The sequence below is a fragment of the Pseudomonas sp. GV047 genome (assembly GCF_003058245.1).
Classification (GTDB): domain Bacteria; phylum Pseudomonadota; class Gammaproteobacteria; order Pseudomonadales; family Pseudomonadaceae; genus Aquipseudomonas; species Aquipseudomonas marginalis.
The window spans coordinates 753847-771292 of sequence record NZ_QCWA01000001.1 but is presented as its reverse complement, the minus strand read 5'-3'; the positions used below and the strand labels follow the sequence as shown (position 1 = coordinate 771292).

The 17446-nt window shown below is 65.1% G+C and carries 15 protein-coding genes; 9 read left to right on the top strand and 6 right to left on the bottom strand.

From position 1 onward, the window contains the following. Window positions 1-51 precede the first annotated feature (51 nt). On the top strand, window positions 52-615 hold the full coding sequence (locus C8K58_RS03520; protein ID WP_027606691.1) for a cytochrome b: 564 nt from the start codon (window positions 52-54) through the stop codon (window positions 613-615). 88 nt (window positions 616-703) lie between these two features. Here the strand turns inward: C8K58_RS03520 and C8K58_RS03515 are convergent, their stop codons facing one another. From C8K58_RS03515 to C8K58_RS03490, 6 genes are all read right to left on the bottom strand, one after another. Further along, window positions 704-1639, bottom strand: a complete 936-nt coding sequence (locus tag C8K58_RS03515; RefSeq protein ID WP_051429377.1) for a DUF4880 domain-containing protein — start codon at window positions 1637-1639, stop codon at window positions 704-706. Continuing rightward, on the bottom strand, window positions 1636-2145 hold the full coding sequence (locus C8K58_RS03510; protein WP_065927404.1) for a sigma-70 family RNA polymerase sigma factor: 510 nt from the start codon (window positions 2143-2145) through the stop codon (window positions 1636-1638). The genes C8K58_RS03515 and C8K58_RS03510 overlap by 4 nt, the downstream gene beginning before the upstream one ends. 228 nt (window positions 2146-2373) lie before the next feature. Next, window positions 2374-3921 carry an MFS transporter gene (locus C8K58_RS03505; RefSeq protein WP_027606693.1) on the bottom strand — a complete coding sequence of 516 codons (1548 nt, stop codon included), beginning with the start codon at window positions 3919-3921 and terminating at the stop codon, window positions 2374-2376. Window positions 3922-3935: 14 nt separating this feature from the next. Continuing rightward, window positions 3936-5153, bottom strand: a complete 1218-nt coding sequence (locus C8K58_RS03500) for a cytochrome P450 (RefSeq protein WP_108573047.1) — start codon at window positions 5151-5153, stop codon at window positions 3936-3938. Beyond that, window positions 5153-5830 (bottom strand): HAD family phosphatase, encoded by a 678-nt coding sequence (locus tag C8K58_RS03495; RefSeq protein WP_065941656.1) that lies wholly within the window; start codon window positions 5828-5830, stop codon window positions 5153-5155. Before C8K58_RS03495 ends, C8K58_RS03500 begins: the two co-directional genes overlap by 1 nt. Continuing rightward, a complete protein-coding gene (locus C8K58_RS03490; protein WP_108573045.1) occupies window positions 5827-6837 on the bottom strand; it encodes a ScbA/BarX family gamma-butyrolactone biosynthesis protein in 1011 nt (336 codons plus the stop codon). Before C8K58_RS03490 ends, C8K58_RS03495 begins: the two co-directional genes overlap by 4 nt. Before the next feature lie 400 nt (window positions 6838-7237). On the opposite strand from C8K58_RS03490, the gene C8K58_RS03485 reads away from it, so the two are divergent. From C8K58_RS03485 to C8K58_RS03450, 8 genes are read left to right on the top strand one after another with little or no spacing between them, the layout of a single operon-like run. Then, entirely contained in the window at window positions 7238-9922 is a 2685-nt protein-coding gene (locus C8K58_RS03485; RefSeq protein ID WP_108573043.1) for a TonB-dependent receptor, read from the top strand. 18 nt (window positions 9923-9940) lie between these two features. Continuing rightward, complete coding sequence (locus C8K58_RS03480) at window positions 9941-10600, top strand: class II aldolase/adducin family protein (protein WP_027606698.1); 660 nt, start codon at window positions 9941-9943, stop codon at window positions 10598-10600. Continuing rightward, window positions 10597-11496: a transporter substrate-binding domain-containing protein gene (locus C8K58_RS03475; RefSeq protein WP_108573041.1), complete on the top strand. Its 900-nt coding sequence runs from the start codon at window positions 10597-10599 to the stop codon at window positions 11494-11496. Before C8K58_RS03480 ends, C8K58_RS03475 begins: the two co-directional genes overlap by 4 nt. Continuing rightward, complete coding sequence (locus tag C8K58_RS03470; protein WP_108573038.1) at window positions 11489-12232, top strand: amino acid ABC transporter permease; 744 nt, start codon at window positions 11489-11491, stop codon at window positions 12230-12232. The genes C8K58_RS03475 and C8K58_RS03470 overlap by 8 nt, the downstream gene beginning before the upstream one ends. Continuing rightward, the gene (locus tag C8K58_RS03465; RefSeq protein WP_092357127.1) at window positions 12222-12899 is read left to right on the top strand and encodes an amino acid ABC transporter permease; all 678 of its coding nucleotides are present in this window, start codon (window positions 12222-12224) and stop codon (window positions 12897-12899) included. Before C8K58_RS03470 ends, C8K58_RS03465 begins: the two co-directional genes overlap by 11 nt. Next, complete coding sequence (gene metC, locus C8K58_RS03460; protein ID WP_108573036.1) at window positions 12896-14098, top strand: cystathionine beta-lyase; 1203 nt, start codon at window positions 12896-12898, stop codon at window positions 14096-14098. The genes C8K58_RS03465 and metC overlap by 4 nt, the downstream gene beginning before the upstream one ends. Beyond that, entirely contained in the window at window positions 14095-15129 is a 1035-nt protein-coding gene (locus C8K58_RS03455) for an ABC transporter substrate-binding protein (RefSeq protein WP_108573034.1), read from the top strand. Before metC ends, C8K58_RS03455 begins: the two co-directional genes overlap by 4 nt. Before the next feature lie 26 nt (window positions 15130-15155). After that, window positions 15156-17444: a TonB-dependent receptor gene (locus tag C8K58_RS03450; protein ID WP_108573032.1), complete on the top strand. Its 2289-nt coding sequence runs from the start codon at window positions 15156-15158 to the stop codon at window positions 17442-17444. The last annotated feature ends 2 nt before the right edge of the window (window positions 17445-17446 follow it).

The following is a 17446-nucleotide window of genomic DNA, read 5'->3' as shown; positions in this document are numbered from 1 at the left end:
CAACGTCGAGGGTGGCCATTCCACCGTGCATCGCTCCCTGGAGAGCTTGATATGAACCCAATGGATCAACCGACAATCGATCGCTACCCGACGTCCCTGCGCCTGTTGCACTGGCTGCGGGCAGTACTGGTGCTGGGCCTGCTCTGGGCAGGCTGGCATATGACCGGCATGAATGATGAGGTGGCGAGCAAATTCGAGCTCTATTACCCGTGGCACAAGTCCTTCGGGGTGTTGACGTTCCTGGTGGTGCTGACTCAGCTTGCCGTGCGCTTTCGTACCCCCAGGCTGCCGCAGCCACTGGAAACCCTGGCCGGATATGAACGCTTCCTGTCACGCCTGACGCAGCGCGTCATGTATGTCCTGCTGGTGATCGTGCCGCTGATGGGTTACTCCATGTCGAGCACCTTTACGATGAGCGACGGGGTGTTCTTTTTCGGGGTCAACCTGCCGGAGCTGTTGCCGAAGAATGACGATTGGTTCGCGGTGTTCCAGTGGCTGCACAAAGTCCTCGCCTACACGCTGCTGGTGCTGATCGTGCTGCATGTCGCAGGCGCCCTCAAGCACCGCTTCTACGACCGCGATCCGCGCAACGACGTGCTGCGCCGCATGCTCTGAATGAATGGTGCAGGCAAGGGACATGAAATAACCCCGGCAGCCAGCGTGGCGGAGTGGTCTTCAGCCCCCCCATGCGCCTGGCCGGCCCCTAAGCCCGCGCCCCGATCAACACCAGCACCCCACCCCACTGCGTCACCCTGATCGGCAAGCTTTGCTCCAAGGCCTCCAGGGTCTGGCGCGCATCATCCAGCGGGAACCGGCCACTCACGCGCAGCTGCGCCACCGCGGCATCCAGGCGCACGATGCCCTTGCGGTAGGGCCGGATCGCTTCCACCACGCTGGCCAGTGTCTGGTTGCGCACCACCAGCCAGCCGTCGAGCCAGGCGGTTTCGGTGGCGGCCATGGGCACTTGGGTGAGGATGCGCTGGTGGTCGAACAGCGTGCTCTGGTGCATGGCCACCCGTTGCTGGGCACCGCCGTCGAAGTGCAGCACCGCATCGGCATCCAGGGTGACCAGGCGCATCGCGCCGTCCTGTTCACTCAGCATCAGGCGGCCCGTGGTGGCACTGATATGGGCGGCGCGGGTCTTGACCTGCAGCGGACGCAGCAGGTTCACCAGCATTTCGCCGGTGCGCAGTTCAAGGCTGTGCGCGTCCCCGGCCTGCGTCGAGACCACCTCGCTGCGGGCATTGAGCTTGAGGGTGCTGCCATCGGCCAGTTGCCAGCTGCGACGCTCGGCGGTACCGGTGGCGTAGGTCTGCCCTGCGTCTTCAAAACGCCAGCCCCACCCCGCGCCGGCCGCCAGTCCCAGCGCGCACAGGCTGGTACGCAGGAATGCGCGACGGCTGTTGGGTTGCTCCAGGCTGCGCAGCAACTGCGCGCTGGAGCGCCCGCGCCAGGGTGAGGCCTTGAGCTGATCGAGACCGGCGAGCAGTTGCGCGTATACCTGGCGATGATGGGCCGAGGTGCCCCGCCATTCATCCAGCGCCTGCTGCTGGGCGGGGCTGAAGTCGCCGGACTGGATCTGCACCAGCCAGCCGATGGCTTCCTCGGCCACCGGGTCGTTCAAAGGCTGTTTGCTCACTCGCTCAACCCCAGGTAACAGGCGCGCAGGGCCTGGGTCATCAATTGGTGGATGCGCCCCAGGGACAGGCCCAGGCGTTCACTGATCTGCGTGTAGGTCATGCCGTCCAACTGGCTGTGCACGAACACCGCCTTGGCTTGCCCCGACAGGCCGTCCAGCAGTCGGTCGATGGCCAGCAGGCTCTCGATCAGAATCAGTTGTTCCTGGGGCGATGGGTGCACGTGTTCGGGCACGTCGGCCAGGATCTGCAAGTAAGCTTTTTCCAGGTCGCGCCGGCGCCAGCTCTCGTACATCAGGCGCTGGGCGATGGTGGTCAGCAGCGCGCGCGGTTCGCGAATGGCCGTGGGGTCGGGCAGCATCCACACCTTGAGGAAGGTCTCGGCGGCGATGTCCTCGGCGCTGTGGCTGCAACCGGTGCGGTACGACAAACGCGCGCACAACCAGCTGTAGTGCTGCTGGAAAATCTGGCCGATAAGGCGGGTCTTGAGCAAAGCATTCGGGTCCATAGGTCCATAATCTTCATGGACTGCACACGCCAGCGGACAAGTGGTGGTGGGCCTGTCGGTTTGAGGTAGACCTGCGTCCGGGCAGGTGAGTCCAGTTTGCCCCAGGGGGCTTCACCAGATAAAAGAATAAAAAAAGCCATCAAGCTGCATTTTTTGCATAACCTTCGGCGCTTTTACGGGCACGCCAAAGCACCGCCTGCGGCTGTCGCAGGCGGTACGGCGCGTGGCTCAGTGCGTGGCCAGTTGCGCCTCGCTGCGTTCCTGTTCGCGCAATGGGCGTACCAGCCAGGTGACCACCACGGTCAGCACCAGCAAGATCAACGCCAGCGCCCAGAGCACACCATGGAAGGCGCTGTCATAGCCGCCGATAAACAGGCTGTGCACCGTCGCCGCTTGCTCCGCGCCCAGGGTTTGCAGGGACCCGGTGAGGTTGCCGGCGGCGACGTCGTCGATCCAGCGTTGCAGGGTCGCCGGGTCGGGCGCCAGGCGGCTCAGCGTGCCGCGCAACTGGCTGTCGAGCAAGGTCGCCAGCAGCGAGCCATACAAGGCCACAGCAATCGCTTCACTGCCCAGGCGGAAGGTGTTGAGCAGGCCCGCCGCCATCCCGGCCTTCTGCTCCGGCACGGTCTTGAGCGCCAGGCCATCCACCAGCCCGGCCGACAGGCCCATGCCGATGCCCACCAGCAACAGCGGCACTGCCAGTTGCCACAGCGCCACACCGACTTGGCTGACCAGCGCCAACGCCACCACACCGACCAGCAACGCAATCAGGCTGGCCTTGAGAATGCCGATCGCCGACACCCCGCGTGCCGCCCACTTGCCCGCCAGGATCGGGCAAAACAGCATCGGCACCGTCAGCAGCAACATCGCCAGGCCCGCATGGGTCGCGCTCAATTGCAGCACGCCGAACAGGTAGCTCGGCAGGTACGTGAGCAAGGTCACAAAGCCGAACGACGCCGCCACGGTGACCAGCGCCAGGCCGACAAAGGGCCCGCGCGCCAACAGCGACAGGTCGAGCATCGGCTGCAGGTGGCGGCGCTCCTGCCAGGTGAATACCGCCAACAGCACCACGGCGACCGCCACCAGACCGAGTACACCGCGGCTGCTCCAGCCCCATTGCGAGCCCTGCACAATCGCCACCATCAGCGCCAGCAATGCCAGCACAAACAGCGTCGCCCCCGGCACATCGAAGCGCGCGGTGCGTTCAGCCAACACGCCATCGCGGGTAATCAACGGGCTGCCCAGCAGCACGATCACCAGGGTCACCCCATGGGCCCAGAAAATCGCGCGCCAGCCGACGCTGTCCAGCAGCAGGCCGGACAAGGTCGGGCCCAGGCTCACGCCCAGGCCGGCAACGGTGCCGAACAGGGCAAACGCGCGCAGCCGCGCCGGGCCGCTGAAGTGGGTGGACAAAATCGCGATGCCGCAGGAAAAGATCGCCGCCGCCCCGATGCCCGCCAGCCCCCGCGCCGCATCCAGCAGCCAGGCGCTCTCGGCCACGGCGGACAGCACCGAGGCCACCACGTACAGCGAAGCGCCGGCGACAAAACAGCGTTTGCGCCCGAGCCGATCCGCCAGCGCGCCCCACGCCAGGGTGAAGCAGGCAAACGCCAGGTTGAACGCATTGACCACCCATTGCAGGCTGGTCAGCGGCGCCTGGATGTCGGCGCCGATGGCCGGCAACGCGAGCGCCGTACCCGAGATGGAACTGGGCACGACGAAAATCGCCAGCAGGATGATGGTCAGTAGAGCCGTATCGGCAAAGGTCGTTTTCATGGGTCCTTCCAAGGTCAGGTTGAAGTGAAGCCGTGCACCGGCAAGCGGGCAGGACGGCGCAGGATGATGCCGTCGACCCAGGGCACCTGGTCCGCCGGCACCGCCAGGCGCAGGTTCGGAAAGCGCTGCACGAGAATCTGCAGCACCGTGGTGATTTCCAGGCGCGCCAGGGCGGCGCCCATGCAGTTGTGCATGCCGTAGCCGAACTGCAAATGCCGCGCGCCCTTGCGGTCCAGGCGAATCGCCAGGGGCTCGGGGAACGCCGCCGGATCACGGTTGGCGGCAAACGCATCGGCGTAAATGATGCTGCCTGCGGGAATCAGCCCCCACGGCCCTTCCAGGTCGACGCTGGCCAGGCGCGGAAAGGTCGAGATGGTGCCCAGGGGAATCAGGCGCAGCAGCTCCTCGACCGCCTCCGGGATCAGCCCCGGATCGTCGACCAATTGCTGCCACAGCTCGGGGGCCGCCAACAGGGCGTACACCGATTTGGTCAGCACGGTGAGGATGTTCTGGTCGCCGCCGATCAATACCCCCAGGAGGATGCCCACCAGCTCCTTGTCGTTGAGCGGCGGCTCGCTGTCGGCACGGGTCGCGACGAAGCGCTGGATCAGCCCATCGGGATCGGTGGGCCGCGCACCGGTGACCAGGTCCGTCAGGTAGTTGTACACGCCCCAGAACTGGTTCAGCAGTTCCGGCACATCGGCGTCCGACGCCACCTGCACGGTGTGGCTGAGGGGCCGGTAATACTCACGGTCACTCAAGGGGATGCCGAGCAACTGGCAATCCACGGTGGCGGGGATGTGGTCAAGCACCTGGGCAAACAGATCGGCACCGGGCGCCTGGCGTTGCAGTACATCGAGGCGTTCATGGGTGGCGTGTTCCACCTTGTCGCGCAGCAACGCCACGCCACTGGGGCTGAAGTCCCGGGCCACCACCTTGCGCAGGCGACCATGGTCGGGGATGTCGTTGTTGAGCAGCAGTTCAGGCGGCGTGATGGTCGGCAAAAAGCTCGCGCCGTCTTCTTCGTTGCACGGCGCGCGTATCGCGCGGTTATCCAGCAGCAACGCCTGCACGTGTTCGTAACGGGTCAGGTGAAAGGCCAGGTGGCCGCTGGGCAGCAGAATCCTCGGCAGGCCATTGGCGGGGCTGGCGGGTTGATAGGCCGGCGGTGCATCCAACTGCGGGATGCGCGCCACGGTGACCTCGGGTCTGGCGATCACGGCGATATTCATCAGGCAGGCTCCACGGCAGGTTGCAACAGGCTGACACCGGTGAGGCGCTGCAGCTGGGCGAGCGCCTGGTGGTTGTCGATGAAGTGCAGCACTTGCCAGCCGAGCGCGGCGGCGGCTTCGATGTTTTCCGCGACGTCGTCGATCAACAGGCTGTGCTGCGGTGCGACGCCCGAGCGCGCAGTCGCCACCTGGAAGAACGCCGGCTCCGGCTTGCGGCTGCGCTCCTGGCTGGAATCGACAATCAGGTCCACCACCTCATCCAGGCCCACCATCGCCCGCCAATGCCGCTCCCACTCCACCACGTTGTTGGTGAGGATGCCGACGCGAAAACCAGCACGCTTGAGTGCGCGCACGGCGGCCACCAGCGGCGCATTGGCCGGCACCCCGGCGAACCATTGCGCGCCGAAGGTGTGCAGGTGAGCGCGGGATAAATCGACCTGCGGGTCACGGCGGCGCAGGGCCTGCGCCAGGCGCTCGCCCCACTCGCGCTCGGTGAGCAAGGCACTCTCCACCGGCGCGAGCATGGGCACGCCCAACTCATCGGCCACATCGCCCATGGCCTGTTGCAGCACGTGCGGGGCCAGGCCGGTCTTGACCTGGTATTGCTCGAACAGCGCCGGAATCGGCGGCGACAGCACGCCACCGAAATCGAACCAGATAAATTGCAGGTCGCTCATCGCACACCTCCCGCCACCAGGGCCAAGGGTTGGCTGGCGACCAGCGGCAGCAACTCGAGCTCCGCGGTGGCAATCACCGCGCCGCCCTGCTCGACCTCCAGCGCCAGGGTGATGCGACCATGTTCGTCACGGGCCAGGGAGGTCAGGTCCGCACGCACCTGGGTTGACAAACCAAACTCACCGAAGCGAGTGAACACCACATGGCAGCGGGATAACAGCAACTGCTCCGGGCCCACCTGCAACTGCCGGTCCGCCGCCACCAGCGCCACTTGGCGGAAGCCTTCGAGCAACAGCATGCCGGGGATATGGTCGAGGGGGTGGTCGAAGATCGCCGGGTTGTTCAGGTCGACGATCAGCGGCGCCACCAGCGTCACGGCGCCCTGCTCCAGTTCACGGCCGAGCACCACATTGTTCAGCCAGTGACGCCCTACGGCGGATGGGCTCAAGGGTGGCGGCAACTGTGCCAATGGGTCGGCGTTGGCGGGAATCGCCGCCAGGCCACGGGCACGCATCTTGTTCCAGGCCGCGCCGCTCATCCAGCGAATGCTCATGCGTTCGTGGCGTGCAGCCACTTCGCCATTGATGCTCAGGGACATGTTCAGGGTCACGCCACTGCGCTCGCCGTGACGCAGGTATTCATCCACCACGTAGACATCGATCTCGGCGGATGCCGGACGATCCCCCACCACCAATAAACTCCGGTCGGTCACGCGGGTCACACTGTCCAGGTAGATAAACTTGTCCTGGGCGCTGACGTCGAGGAACGCATGGGAGATATAAATTGACGCCTGGCGGAATACTTCCAGCAATAACAGCATGTCGTAGTGTGCGGCGCGGTGGGTATGTTCACTGAAGTAACTGTGGGTACGCGGTAGTTGGGCGCTGCAGCGAAAGTGTCCTTCCTTTACCAGTTCCGCGCCGGTCAGGAACACTTCGCTGACGGCGGCACGGTGCACCATGCTGCGCGGCACGGTGTTCTCGCAACGAATAGCCAGGGCTTCAGACATAGCAATCTCCTCCTTTGATTACCGCGAGAAGGCTAAGCTGAAACGTTTTTTCGCCACAACTGACCGAACGGCTAGGTCGTTGGACATGAACCTGTAGAACTTGCACTTCAGACATGGGCATCTGTCTCCTGATGAGCTTCTCCGTAAGCGTGCAGACCGCCGTACACGTTCATCGCGGTGAACGTTGTATGCTTTGCGCGGACAACCCGTTCTGGCTGTCAGTACCCTTGTGCAGATAGTCCCTTATATTTTCACTGCGCACTTAGACCCATTTGATCGAAGCTTATAAGCGCAACTAAATCATCTAGACACCCAACTAATCGTTCTAACTTAGTAGTGAAAATCCACACGCGAAGTTGCTCAAGGTCGTAAAGAACATCACGACCCGGAGCAGATTGGCATGTTGAAAACAGGATTCACCCTGGCACCTTTGGCGTGTGCATTGGCCATGGGCGGGCTGACGCTGCCGAGCCTGGCGTTGGCGCAAAACGACGCGGCGTCGGTAAAACGGGTGATTGACTTCAATATCCCCGCAGGCCCCCTGGATGAGGTGCTGCTGAGCATCTCCCAGCAAAGCGGCCACCCTATCGCCTTCGACCCGCCGCTGGTGGAAGGCCGTGGGAGCCGCGCGATCCAGGGCCGACTGAGCCAGGAACAGGCGCTGGGCATTGCCTTGGGCGGCTCCTCGTTGGGCTTCAGCCAGACGGCCAGCGGTGCAGTGTTGATCCATCGACTGGCCAGCCCGGCAGCGGCGGCCAACAGCGAACCGCTGGCGCCACGCCTGAAATCCGTGGAGGTGATCGGCACCCGGCGCAGCGACGTCACCGCGCTGCAAAGCGCGGCGCCCGTGGATGTGATCAGCAGCGAGCAGTTGCAGCGCGCCGGCACCGATAACCTGGCCAAGGCCCTGGAAACCCTGGTGCCGTCAGTGAACTACCCGCAGGTCAACGGCACCGATGGCGTGTCGTCGCAGCGGCCGGTGTCGTTACGCGGGTTGGCGGCCGACCAGGTGCTGGTGCTGGTCAATGGCAAGCGTCGGCATGCCTCGGCGTTCGTCAACACCAAGGCCACCCTGGGGCGTGGCTCACAGGCGGTGGACTTGTCGACGATTCCCGTCAGCGCCGTCGACCATATCGAAGTGCTGCGCGATGGCGCCTCGGCCCAATACGGTTCGGATGCGATTGCCGGGGTGGTCAATATCGTGCTCAAGGAGCAGGACCACGGCGGCGCCGTGCAAAGCACCTTCGGCCAGTACACCAAGGGCGATGGCTTTCGCCGGTCGGTGGGGGGGTGGAGCGGTTTCACCTTGCCCGGCGATGGCTTTCTCACCCTCAGCGGCGAAGGCCTGCGCAGCGAACGCACCTCCACCGGCGGCACCGATGGCCGGCAGTTCTACCCCAGCGGCGACGCCCGTGAAGCGGATGCCGACCGCCATTGGCGCTACGGCTCGCCGGGCCTCGAGGACTGGAACCTGGCGCTGAACAGCGGCCTGTCCCTGAGCGACACGGTCGACCTGTACGGCTTCGCCACCTACCAGGACCGTACCGGCGAATCCCAGGCAACCTTTCGCCGGCCCATCGACCCCAACAACCTGGTGGCCGTGTACCCCAACGGTTTCCTGCCACTGCTCGACGTGCGCTCGCGGGATGCCTCGGTCACCGGCGGCGTAAAGATCCGCGATGAGCAACTCGGCAGCTTCGACCTCAGTGCCAACTACGGACGCAACCGCATCGACTATCACCTCAGCGATTCGCTCAACGCCAGCCTCGGCGCCGCCAGCCCGACGAGCTTCAATGCCGGGGCGCTGGTCAATGAGCAAACCAACGTCGGCCTCGACCATATCAAGGAATTCAAGGTCGGCTGGGGCGCGGGCCCGCTGGTGTTCTCCAGCGGCCTGGCGTGGCGCAATGAAGCCTATGAAGTGATCGCCGGTGACCTCGCCTCCTGGACCCACGGCAGCGCCCTGCCCGCCCGTGCCGGCGGCGCCCAGGGCTTCCCCGGCACCCAGGACAGCGACGAAGGCCGTTATGCCCGCCACGTGTTCGGCGGCTACCTGGGCCTGGAGCAGCAAGTCACCGACAAACTGCAACTGGGCCTGGCCGGGCGCAGCGAGCACTACGACGATTTCGGCACCACCAGCACCGGCAAGTTCTCCGCGCGCTACGACTTCACCCCGCAGTGGGGCCTGCGCTCGACCCTCAGCAGCGGCTACCGCGCGCCCACCCTGGGGCAGATCGGCACCTCGGCGACCCAGACCGAGTTCAAGGCCGGCGACCCCACCGCCTACCAGGTCGGCACCGTCAGCGTGAACACCCCGGTCGCCCGCGCCTTGGGCGCCAGTGACCTGAAGCCGGAAAAATCCACCAGCCTGTCCCTCGGCGTGGTCTGGCAGCCGCTCGAGCGTGCAAGTGTCAGCCTCGATGCGTACCACATCCGCATCAAGGACCGCATTGCCCTGTCGGAAACCCTCAGCGGCGCCCAGGTCAGCCAGATCCTCGCCAACCAAGGCTATGGCAACTACTCCGGGGTGAGTTTTTTCACCAACGCACTCGACACCAAGACCAGCGGCGTGGACCTCGCCGCCCACTATCGCCTGGACCTGGCCGACGCCAGCCAGCTGACCCTCAACGGCGCCTTCAACTACAGCAAGACCCAGGTCACCGACATCAAGGACAACCCCGGCCCACTGGCCGGCACCGGCATCACCCTGATCAATCGCGAAGCCCTGAGCTATGTGGAAAGCGCCTCGCCCAACAGCAAGCTGATCCTCGGTGCCGACTGGCGCAAGGGCGCCTGGCAGGCGAGCGTCAACACGATTCGCTACGGCACCTACACCCTCGACTCCAACCTTGGCGAAGCCCGCGACCAGACCTTTTCGGCGCAATGGGTGAGCAACGCCAGCCTGTCCTACGACATCAGCCAGGCGCTCACCCTGACCCTGGGCGGCAACAATATTTTCGACAGCTACCCGGACAAGATCGACGTGGCCAACCGCTTTGTCGGCGGGCGCGTGGCCTACCAGAGCATCTCCCCGGCCGGTGCCGAAGGCGCCTTCTACTACGTGAAAGCCGACTACCGCTTCTGACTCAACCAAGGAGTTCCCATGAGCTTTGATCCTGTGCGTTTTACCCAAGTGTTCGAACACGACTTTGCCCTGGCCAAGCAACTGCTGATCAAGCACCAGGTGTTGTCGAGCAATGAGGCGGGCAATATCAGCCTGCGTATTCCCGGCGAAGCACGGCTGGTGATCGCCTCGCTCAGCGGCGCCGACAGTGGCGTGGCGGCGATTGTCGATTTCGACCTGCAACACAGCCAGGGCAGCCTCACCGACAACCTCAAGGAAGTGGCGGCGCTGCACGTGGCGATCTACCGCGAGCGGCCCTTGGTGAATGCGGTGATTCACACGCACTCGCCGTATCTCACCGCCTTCGCGATTGCCGGGCGAGCGTTGCGCCCCCATGCCACGCAGTTGCTGGGGATTCTGGATGAAGATCAGGAGGTGCCGCTGACCGCATGGGGGCCGCGGTATGCGCCGGAGCCGGTGGTGGCGGCGTTACGTGAACATCCGCGTGCGCCGGCGGCGTTGCTGGCCAATCACGGGCCGTTTGCCTGGTCGGAACGGGACGTGCTGGCCGCGACACGGTTGTTGGTGAACCTGGAAGAAGCGGCCTACCTGACCTTCCTGGCGCAGCAGCTCGGTACGCCGCAGCCCTTTCCCAGCGGCGCGGCACAGCGGTCGCGCCTGGGCTGGAGTGCGACATGAGTGCGCTCGCCCATCGCCCTGATAAAAGTGGAAGGGGCGGTGCGACGATTCGACTTGCCTCCGGCCCTTACGACAGGTCACTTTGGCAGCGGGCGCTGTTGGTTATTTTTGCATTCGGCGCACTCCACGCCCACGCCGAACCCCTGCTGGAACGCGCCCAATCCCGTGGCACCCTCAACGTCTGCACCAGCGACGAATTCCCCCCCTTCAAGACCTTCGATGCCCAAGGCAAGCCCGGCGGGTTGATCCTGGACCTGATCGTCGACCTGCAACAGCAGCTGTCTGCCAAGGTCGGCCAGCCGCTCAAGCTGCAACTTGTGCCAGTCAATCCGCTCAACCGCTTGCTGTTCCTCGAACAGGGCCGTTGCGAGGTGCTGGTCACGTCCCTGCTCGACACTCCCGCACGGCGGCGCGAAGTGGATTTTGCCAGCCCCGGTTTCTACAGCTCGGCCGCCACCGTGTTTGCGCCGAAAAGCACCGCCGTGCCGGACTGGCAAAGCCTGCGCGGCAAGACCCTGTGTGCGCCCGCCACCAGTGTGTGGGTGCGCCCGTTTGAAACGCGCTACGGCGTGCAGTTCGCCTCGTTCAACGGCACGGCCGAAGTGCGCAAGGCGGTGGCCGACAGCCGTTGCCTGGGGGCGATGGGTGACGATGCGTTGTACAGCGCCCTGGCGCGCCAGCCGGAATGGGCCGACTACGAGGTCAAGCTGCCGGGCCAGGATCCGGCGCCGTGGGGCATCGCCTTGCGCAAGGGCCAGCCGGCGTTGTTGGCGGCGCTGTCGAGCATCGTCGAAGGCTGGCATGCCCAGGGCGTGATCATCGGCCTGGAACAGCGCTACGGCCTGGCGCCGAATGCCTGGGTAGCGCAGCAGCATGCGCGGGCCAGCCATGAGTGAGGCCAACCTGCGCCTGTGGCTGGAACAGCATGGCCTGTCGCTGAGCATCCTGTGGGACACGATGGACCGCCAGCGCTTCCTGCTCGGCCTGGGCCTGACACTGTTGCTGTCGGTGGCAAGTATTGCCCTGTCCCTGGTGATCGGTGTGTGGGGGGCCGCCGGCCTGGGTTCGCGCCGCTCGCTGTGGCGCCGGTTGAGCGCGGGGTACGTCGCGTTGTTTCGCAACACGCCACTGTTGGTGCAGCTGTTCTTTTTCTACTTCGGCGTCGGCGCCTGGCTGCCGCTGGCGGACGACACCAGTGTGCGGCTGCTCAACGGCACGCAATGGGCGATCATCGTGATCGCCCTGCACAGCGGCGCGTTCCAGGCCGAGAACCTGCGCGCCGGGATCGATGCCGTGCCCCGCGCCACCCTCGACGCGGCCGCCGCCCTCGGCATGCAGGGCACCACGGTACTGCGCCATATCGTACTGCCGCTGGCGCTGCGCAACAGCCTGCCGGCCATGGGCAATACGGTGGTGCAAACCATCAAGTCGACCTCGATTGCCTACGCGATTGCGGTGCCGGAATTGCTCTATGCGAGCAATCGGATCTGGTCGGACAACTTCAACGTCGCCGAGATGATGCAGGTGTTGCTGCTGGTCTGGTTGCTGCTGATCGGCACCAGCAGTTGGCTGCTGCGCCGCCTGGAAAACCACTTGCGCCTGCCAGGCCAGGAGTTGCCCGATGCTGCCTGAACCGTCCTGGCCCGCACTGTTGTGGCAGTGGGCGCCGGCGCTGCTGCAAGGCTTCGGCCTGAATATCCTCATGGGCGTCACCGCGATGCTGGTGGCCACGCTGGCCGGTGTCGTGCTCGGCAGCCTGCAGGTCAGCGCCCGGCCGCGCCTGCGTCGTGGTGCCGGGCACCTGAGCCGCCTGCTGCGCAACCTGCCGTGGCTGGTGGTGATGTTCTATGTGGCCTACCTGTTGCCCTATGAAGTGCACTGGGCCGGGCGCTGGTGGCAATTGCCGGATTGGCTCAAGGTCGCACTGGGCCTGGCGCTGCCCGCTGTCGGCTATGTCTCGGAGATCGTGCGCGGTGCCGTACGCGCGGTGCCGCTGGGGCAGTGGGAAGCCGCCCAGGCCCTGGGCATGCATCACGGCCAGGCGCTGCGCCACGTGATCATCCCGCAGACCCTGCCCAGCCTGGTGGCGCCGTGGATGAACCTGTATTGCGCGGTGACCATGTCCACCTCCCTGGCCAACCTGCTGGGGGTGGAAGAGCTGATGACCACCGTGCAATCGCACCTGTCCACGCAACTGCGCAACGACCTACTGCTGCCCGCCTACGGCTTGGTGTTCATCGCCTTCTTTGTCTACATCTACCCCCTCTCCCGCCTGGCCAAACGGCTGGAGCGCACATGAGCACTAACCCCATGCATGACGATACCCTGCTGACCCAGTTGGGACGCGACCCCGCCAGCCACGAAGGCAGCGTCAACACCCCGGTGTATCGCAGCTCGACCTTTATCTGGCCCGACACCGGCACCCTCGAAAACCACCTGCAACAGGCCGCCGACCCGCACTATCGCGGGCATATCTACGGCCGTAACGGCAACCCCACCACCGCCGCCTTCGAAGACGCCGTGGCGCAGCTGGAAGGCGGCTTTCGCGGGCTGATCATGCCCAGCGGCCTGGCGGCGATTGTCGGCGCGGTGCTGGCGGTGGCGCGGGCCGGCGACCATATCCTGGTGACCGACAATTGCTATTGGCATGCGCGCAAGGTGTTCGACCAGATCCTGCCGCGCTATGGCATTGAGGCCACGTACTTCGCGCCGATGCTCGGTGCCGACATCGCCGGCTTGCTGCGCCCGAATACGCGCCTGGTGTACGCCGAAGCACCCGGTTCCAGCACCTTCGAGGTCCAGGACATTCCCGCCCTGGCCGCTGCCGCCCATGCCCACGGCGCACTGCTGATGCTCGACAACACCTGGGCCACGCCGCTGTTCTTCAAGGCGTTCGCCCATGGCGTGGACATCTCGATTCATGCCGCCACCAAGTACCTGGTGGGCCATAGCGACGCCATGCTCGGCGTGATCGTCACCACTGAAACCCTGTATTCGACGGTGCGCGAGACCGTCCGCCAACTGGGCTATATCGCCAGCGCCGACGACGCCTACCTGGGCCTGCGTGGCCTGCGCACCCTGGGTGTACGCCTGCGCCAGCACCAGCGCTCGGCGCTCACCGTCGCGCAGTGGCTGCAACAGCGTCCCGAAGTGGCCCAGGTGCTGCACCCGGCGCTGCCGGGGGCCATCGGGCACGACCTGTTCAAGCGTGACTTCCTCGGCTCCACCGGGCTGTTCGGCGTGGTTCTCAAGCCGCGCTTCGAGCCCCAAACCAAGGCCTTCCTGGAAAGCCTGCAGTTGTTCGCCATGGGCGCCAGCTGGGGCGGTTTCGAGAGCCTGATTCGCCAACAGCAGCGCCACCCTTCAGCACTGATTGAACCAGGCGTGTTGCTGCGCCTGCACGTGGGCCTTGAAGCCGTCGAGGACCTGCTCGCCGACCTGCAACAAGGCCTCGAACGCCTGAGCGCCACCCCACATTCCCCAAGGAGTCTGCCATGAGCCAAGCACTGCCCACCCACTACAGCATTTGCCCGCTGCTGGTTGCGTCCAATATTGCCGTTGAACTCGGTTGGCTGGACGAGGAATACCAACGCGTCGGCGCCGACGCGATCTACCTGCGCTCACTGCCCGACAACCTCGGTTGGCTGCCGCACTTCACCCATGGCGAAGCCCGCTTGATTCGCGACGGCGGCGCGGTGCCGGCCTTGTGGGCGCGCGCCGACCAGGCCGATACGTTGCTGGTGGCCAGCACCGCCACCCAACGCGCCGGGCAGATCCTGGTGCGTGCCGAGGGGCGTATCCGCCAGGTCGCCGACCTGTTCGGCAAGCGCATCGGCGTACCGGTGAGCCGCAACACGGCGCGGGTCGATGTGCTCAAGGCGCTGGCCGAGCATGGCCTGTTCAATGCCCTGCAACTGGCCGGGCTGGAGCCGTCGCAAGTACGCCTGATCGAGCTGGAGGACGAAGGCGACCCGCAGACCTTGCTGCCGGCCGTGCGGCCTTCGGCGTTCTGGTCGCAACTGCATGGGCTGCATGGCCAACCCGGGCATGAGGTGCAGGCCCTGGCCGAAGGCCGTGTGGATGCGCTGCATGTCGCGGCCGGGCATGTGCCGGCGCTGCTCGCCAGCGGTGAATTCACGGTAATCGAAGACCTGGAACGCTACCCGGACTGGACCCTGAAAAACCACAACGGCCCCTACGCCACCACCGTCAACCGTGCCTTTGCCGAAGAGCATCCCCAGGTGGTCGTGGCGTTCCTGCGCGCCGCGATCCGCGCCGGGCGCTGGATCAACCAGCACCGCGATGCCGCCGCCGAGCTGTTCACCCGCGTGACCTTCCTGCCGGACGCCGGGTTTATCCGCCGTGCCATCGCCGAGCTGGATTTTGTACCGAACCTGGCGCCGCAGAACCTGGCGGCCCTGGAGCTGAAGAAGGACTTCCTGGTGCAACGCGGCTTCCTGCAGAACGACTTCAGCGTGCACGAGTGGGCCCAGCCCGAGTTTCTCGCCCAAGCCCACGCCGGGCTTTAACGCTACACCTTTGCCAAGGACAGACAATGATTGCTCAGTACCGCAAGACCCTGCTGGCCAGCCTGCTGGTCGCCGATTCAAGCTGGGCGGCGCAGGCCGCCGATTCCACCGAACCGCAACTGAGCAAAGTCGAGGTGGTCGGTGCCCGCGTGACCGAAGCCAGCGCCGCCATTGGCGAAGACAAGATCAGCAATACCCTGAGCATCTCGCACCAGGCTTTGCTGTCGGCGCCGGCCGGCACTTCGGGGCTGAAAATGCTCGAGGCGCTGCCCGGTTTCAACGTGCAGGTCAACGATGCGCTGGGCCTGTATGAGTTCGGCAACTCGGTGTTCGTGCGCGCCTTCAACCTGCAGCAGATCGGCTTTTCCATCGACGGTGTGCCACTGGGCCGTACCGATCAGTTCGGCGGCAGCCCGATCTATCGCTACGTCGACAATGAAAACACCGAGCGGGTCACCGCCTCCACCGGCGCGGGCGACGTGTCGCAATCGGGCTATGCGTCCCTGGGCCCATATGTGGATTACCAGACCAGCAACCCCACCCTCGAGCCGGGCGCCAGCCTGTCCTACACCCTCGGCAGCGACAGCCTGCGGCGCAGTTTCGTCAAGCTGCAAAGCGGCGAATACCAGGGCCTGTCGGCGTATTTCAGCCGCTCGAAAATCGACGGCGACCTGTGGCGCGGCCCCGGCACCATCGACCGTGAACACCTGGAGGCCAAGGTGCGCTACCGCTTCGGCGAGCGTGACGAAGTGTGGTTGCGCGCCGTGCATAACGCGTTCTACGACTACGACTCGCCCTACGTCAGCAGCGCCCAGTACGACGGCAGCGCCAATGACCCGTTCGGTCGCTCGGGCCGTTACTTCGCCTACCTCGGCAGCCTGCCCGACTTACCCGAGAGCGTGCCCGGCGTGCGCTACAGCAACACCCACTACAACCAGTTCTACAAACAGGCGGTGAACCAGCGCCGCGACACCTTGTACAGCCTGGGCGGCCAGTTCGAGATCCGCCCGGACCTGCTCAACTACACCACCCTCTACTACGAGGCCAAGAAAGGCTTTGGCGTGTCCCCCGAGGCCTACGCCACTTCCCTGGCGCTGCACAACGCCGAAAGCAACGTGGATGGCCTGTTTGCCCCACGAGGCGTGCAATACGGTTTGTCGTCCCTCAGCGGCCATCGCTTCGGCGGGCGCACCGGGCTGCAATGGGACATCGGCCAGCACCAGATCGACACCGGTATGTGGGCCGAGACCGATGTGTTCAACCGCCAGCAGGCGCGCTACAACCTCACCGACGGCAGCCCGGCCGGCGAGCCGCTGTTCAATGAGCCGGTGCACCTGCAAGGGGATTTCAGCTCCACGCGCAATTCGTTGCAGTACCACCTCAAGGACACCTGGACCCTGCTCGACGACCGCCTGCGCCTGCAGTTCGGTTTCAAGAGCCTGCACCTCAAGTACCGCATCGAGGGCTATCGCAACGCCGGCGACTATGTCAACGACCGCCAGCCGCGCCTGGCCACCCAGTGGAACGACGCCTTCCTGCCCCAGGCCGGGCTGGTCTACAACCTCACCGATGACACCCAGGTATTTGCTTCCTATTCGGAAAACATGGCCCTGCCCCGTGGCGCCGACGACATCTTCCGCGCGGCCAGCCCCAGCGCGCCGCCACCGGAGGCGGAGCGGGCGAAGAACTACGAGGTGGGCTATCGCATCAACCGGCCGACCTTCAACGCGGCCTGGGCGCTGTACCGCACCGACTTCGATAACCGCCTGCAAGCCTTCGCCTCAGCCGTGCCCGGCAGCAGCCAGGTGGAAACCTACTACCAGAACGTCGGCAAGGTGCAGGCCTACGGCAGCGAGCTGAGCGGGCAATGGAAACCCCCGATCCTGGCCGACAAGGTGGTGCTCAACGGCAACCTGACCTACAACACCTCCACGTTTCGGAACGACGCCGGCGGCCTTTCGATCAAAGGCAACGAGGTGCCCGACAGCCCGCGCTGGCTGGCCCAGGCCGGGGTTACCTATGAACTGGCGCCATGGGCACTGCTGAACTTTTCGGCACGCTATATCGGCGAGCGCTACAGCAACTTCACCAACAGTGAATCGGTGCCCGGCTACACCCTGTACAACGCCTACCTGGATCTGGGGGGCGAGCGCCTGCACTACGGCCCACTGAAGAATGTGAAGTTACGGTTCAATGTCGACAACCTGTTCGACAAGGATTACCTGGGCTACATCCTCACCAGCACCAGTGGCCCCGCCGTGTTCCGCCCGGGTTCGCCGCGCACCTTCCAAAGCACCTTGAGCATGGAGTTCTGAGC

Excerpts from the sequence above, each read along its gene's own strand:
- C8K58_RS03520 (WP_027606691.1), top strand. The coding sequence starts at position 52 with ATGAACCCAATGGATCAACCGACAATCGATCGCTACCCGACGTCCCTG.
- C8K58_RS03510 (WP_065927404.1), bottom strand. The coding sequence starts at position 2,145 with ATGGACCCGAATGCTTTGCTCAAGACCCGCCTTATCGGCCAGATTTTC.
- C8K58_RS03505 (WP_027606693.1), bottom strand. The coding sequence starts at position 3,921 with ATGAAAACGACCTTTGCCGATACGGCTCTACTGACCATCATCCTGCTG.
- C8K58_RS03500 (WP_108573047.1), bottom strand. The coding sequence starts at position 5,153 with ATGAATATCGCCGTGATCGCCAGACCCGAGGTCACCGTGGCGCGCATC.
- C8K58_RS03495 (WP_065941656.1), bottom strand. The coding sequence starts at position 5,830 with ATGAGCGACCTGCAATTTATCTGGTTCGATTTCGGTGGCGTGCTGTCG.
- C8K58_RS03490 (WP_108573045.1), bottom strand. The coding sequence starts at position 6,837 with ATGTCTGAAGCCCTGGCTATTCGTTGCGAGAACACCGTGCCGCGCAGC.
- C8K58_RS03485 (WP_108573043.1), top strand. The coding sequence starts at position 7,238 with ATGTTGAAAACAGGATTCACCCTGGCACCTTTGGCGTGTGCATTGGCC.
- C8K58_RS03480 (WP_027606698.1), top strand. The coding sequence starts at position 9,941 with ATGAGCTTTGATCCTGTGCGTTTTACCCAAGTGTTCGAACACGACTTT.
- C8K58_RS03475 (WP_108573041.1), top strand. The coding sequence starts at position 10,597 with ATGAGTGCGCTCGCCCATCGCCCTGATAAAAGTGGAAGGGGCGGTGCG.
- C8K58_RS03470 (WP_108573038.1), top strand. The coding sequence starts at position 11,489 with ATGAGTGAGGCCAACCTGCGCCTGTGGCTGGAACAGCATGGCCTGTCG.
- C8K58_RS03465 (WP_092357127.1), top strand. The coding sequence starts at position 12,222 with ATGCTGCCTGAACCGTCCTGGCCCGCACTGTTGTGGCAGTGGGCGCCG.
- metC (WP_108573036.1), top strand. The coding sequence starts at position 12,896 with ATGAGCACTAACCCCATGCATGACGATACCCTGCTGACCCAGTTGGGA.
- C8K58_RS03455 (WP_108573034.1), top strand. The coding sequence starts at position 14,095 with ATGAGCCAAGCACTGCCCACCCACTACAGCATTTGCCCGCTGCTGGTT.
- C8K58_RS03450 (WP_108573032.1), top strand. The coding sequence starts at position 15,156 with ATGATTGCTCAGTACCGCAAGACCCTGCTGGCCAGCCTGCTGGTCGCC.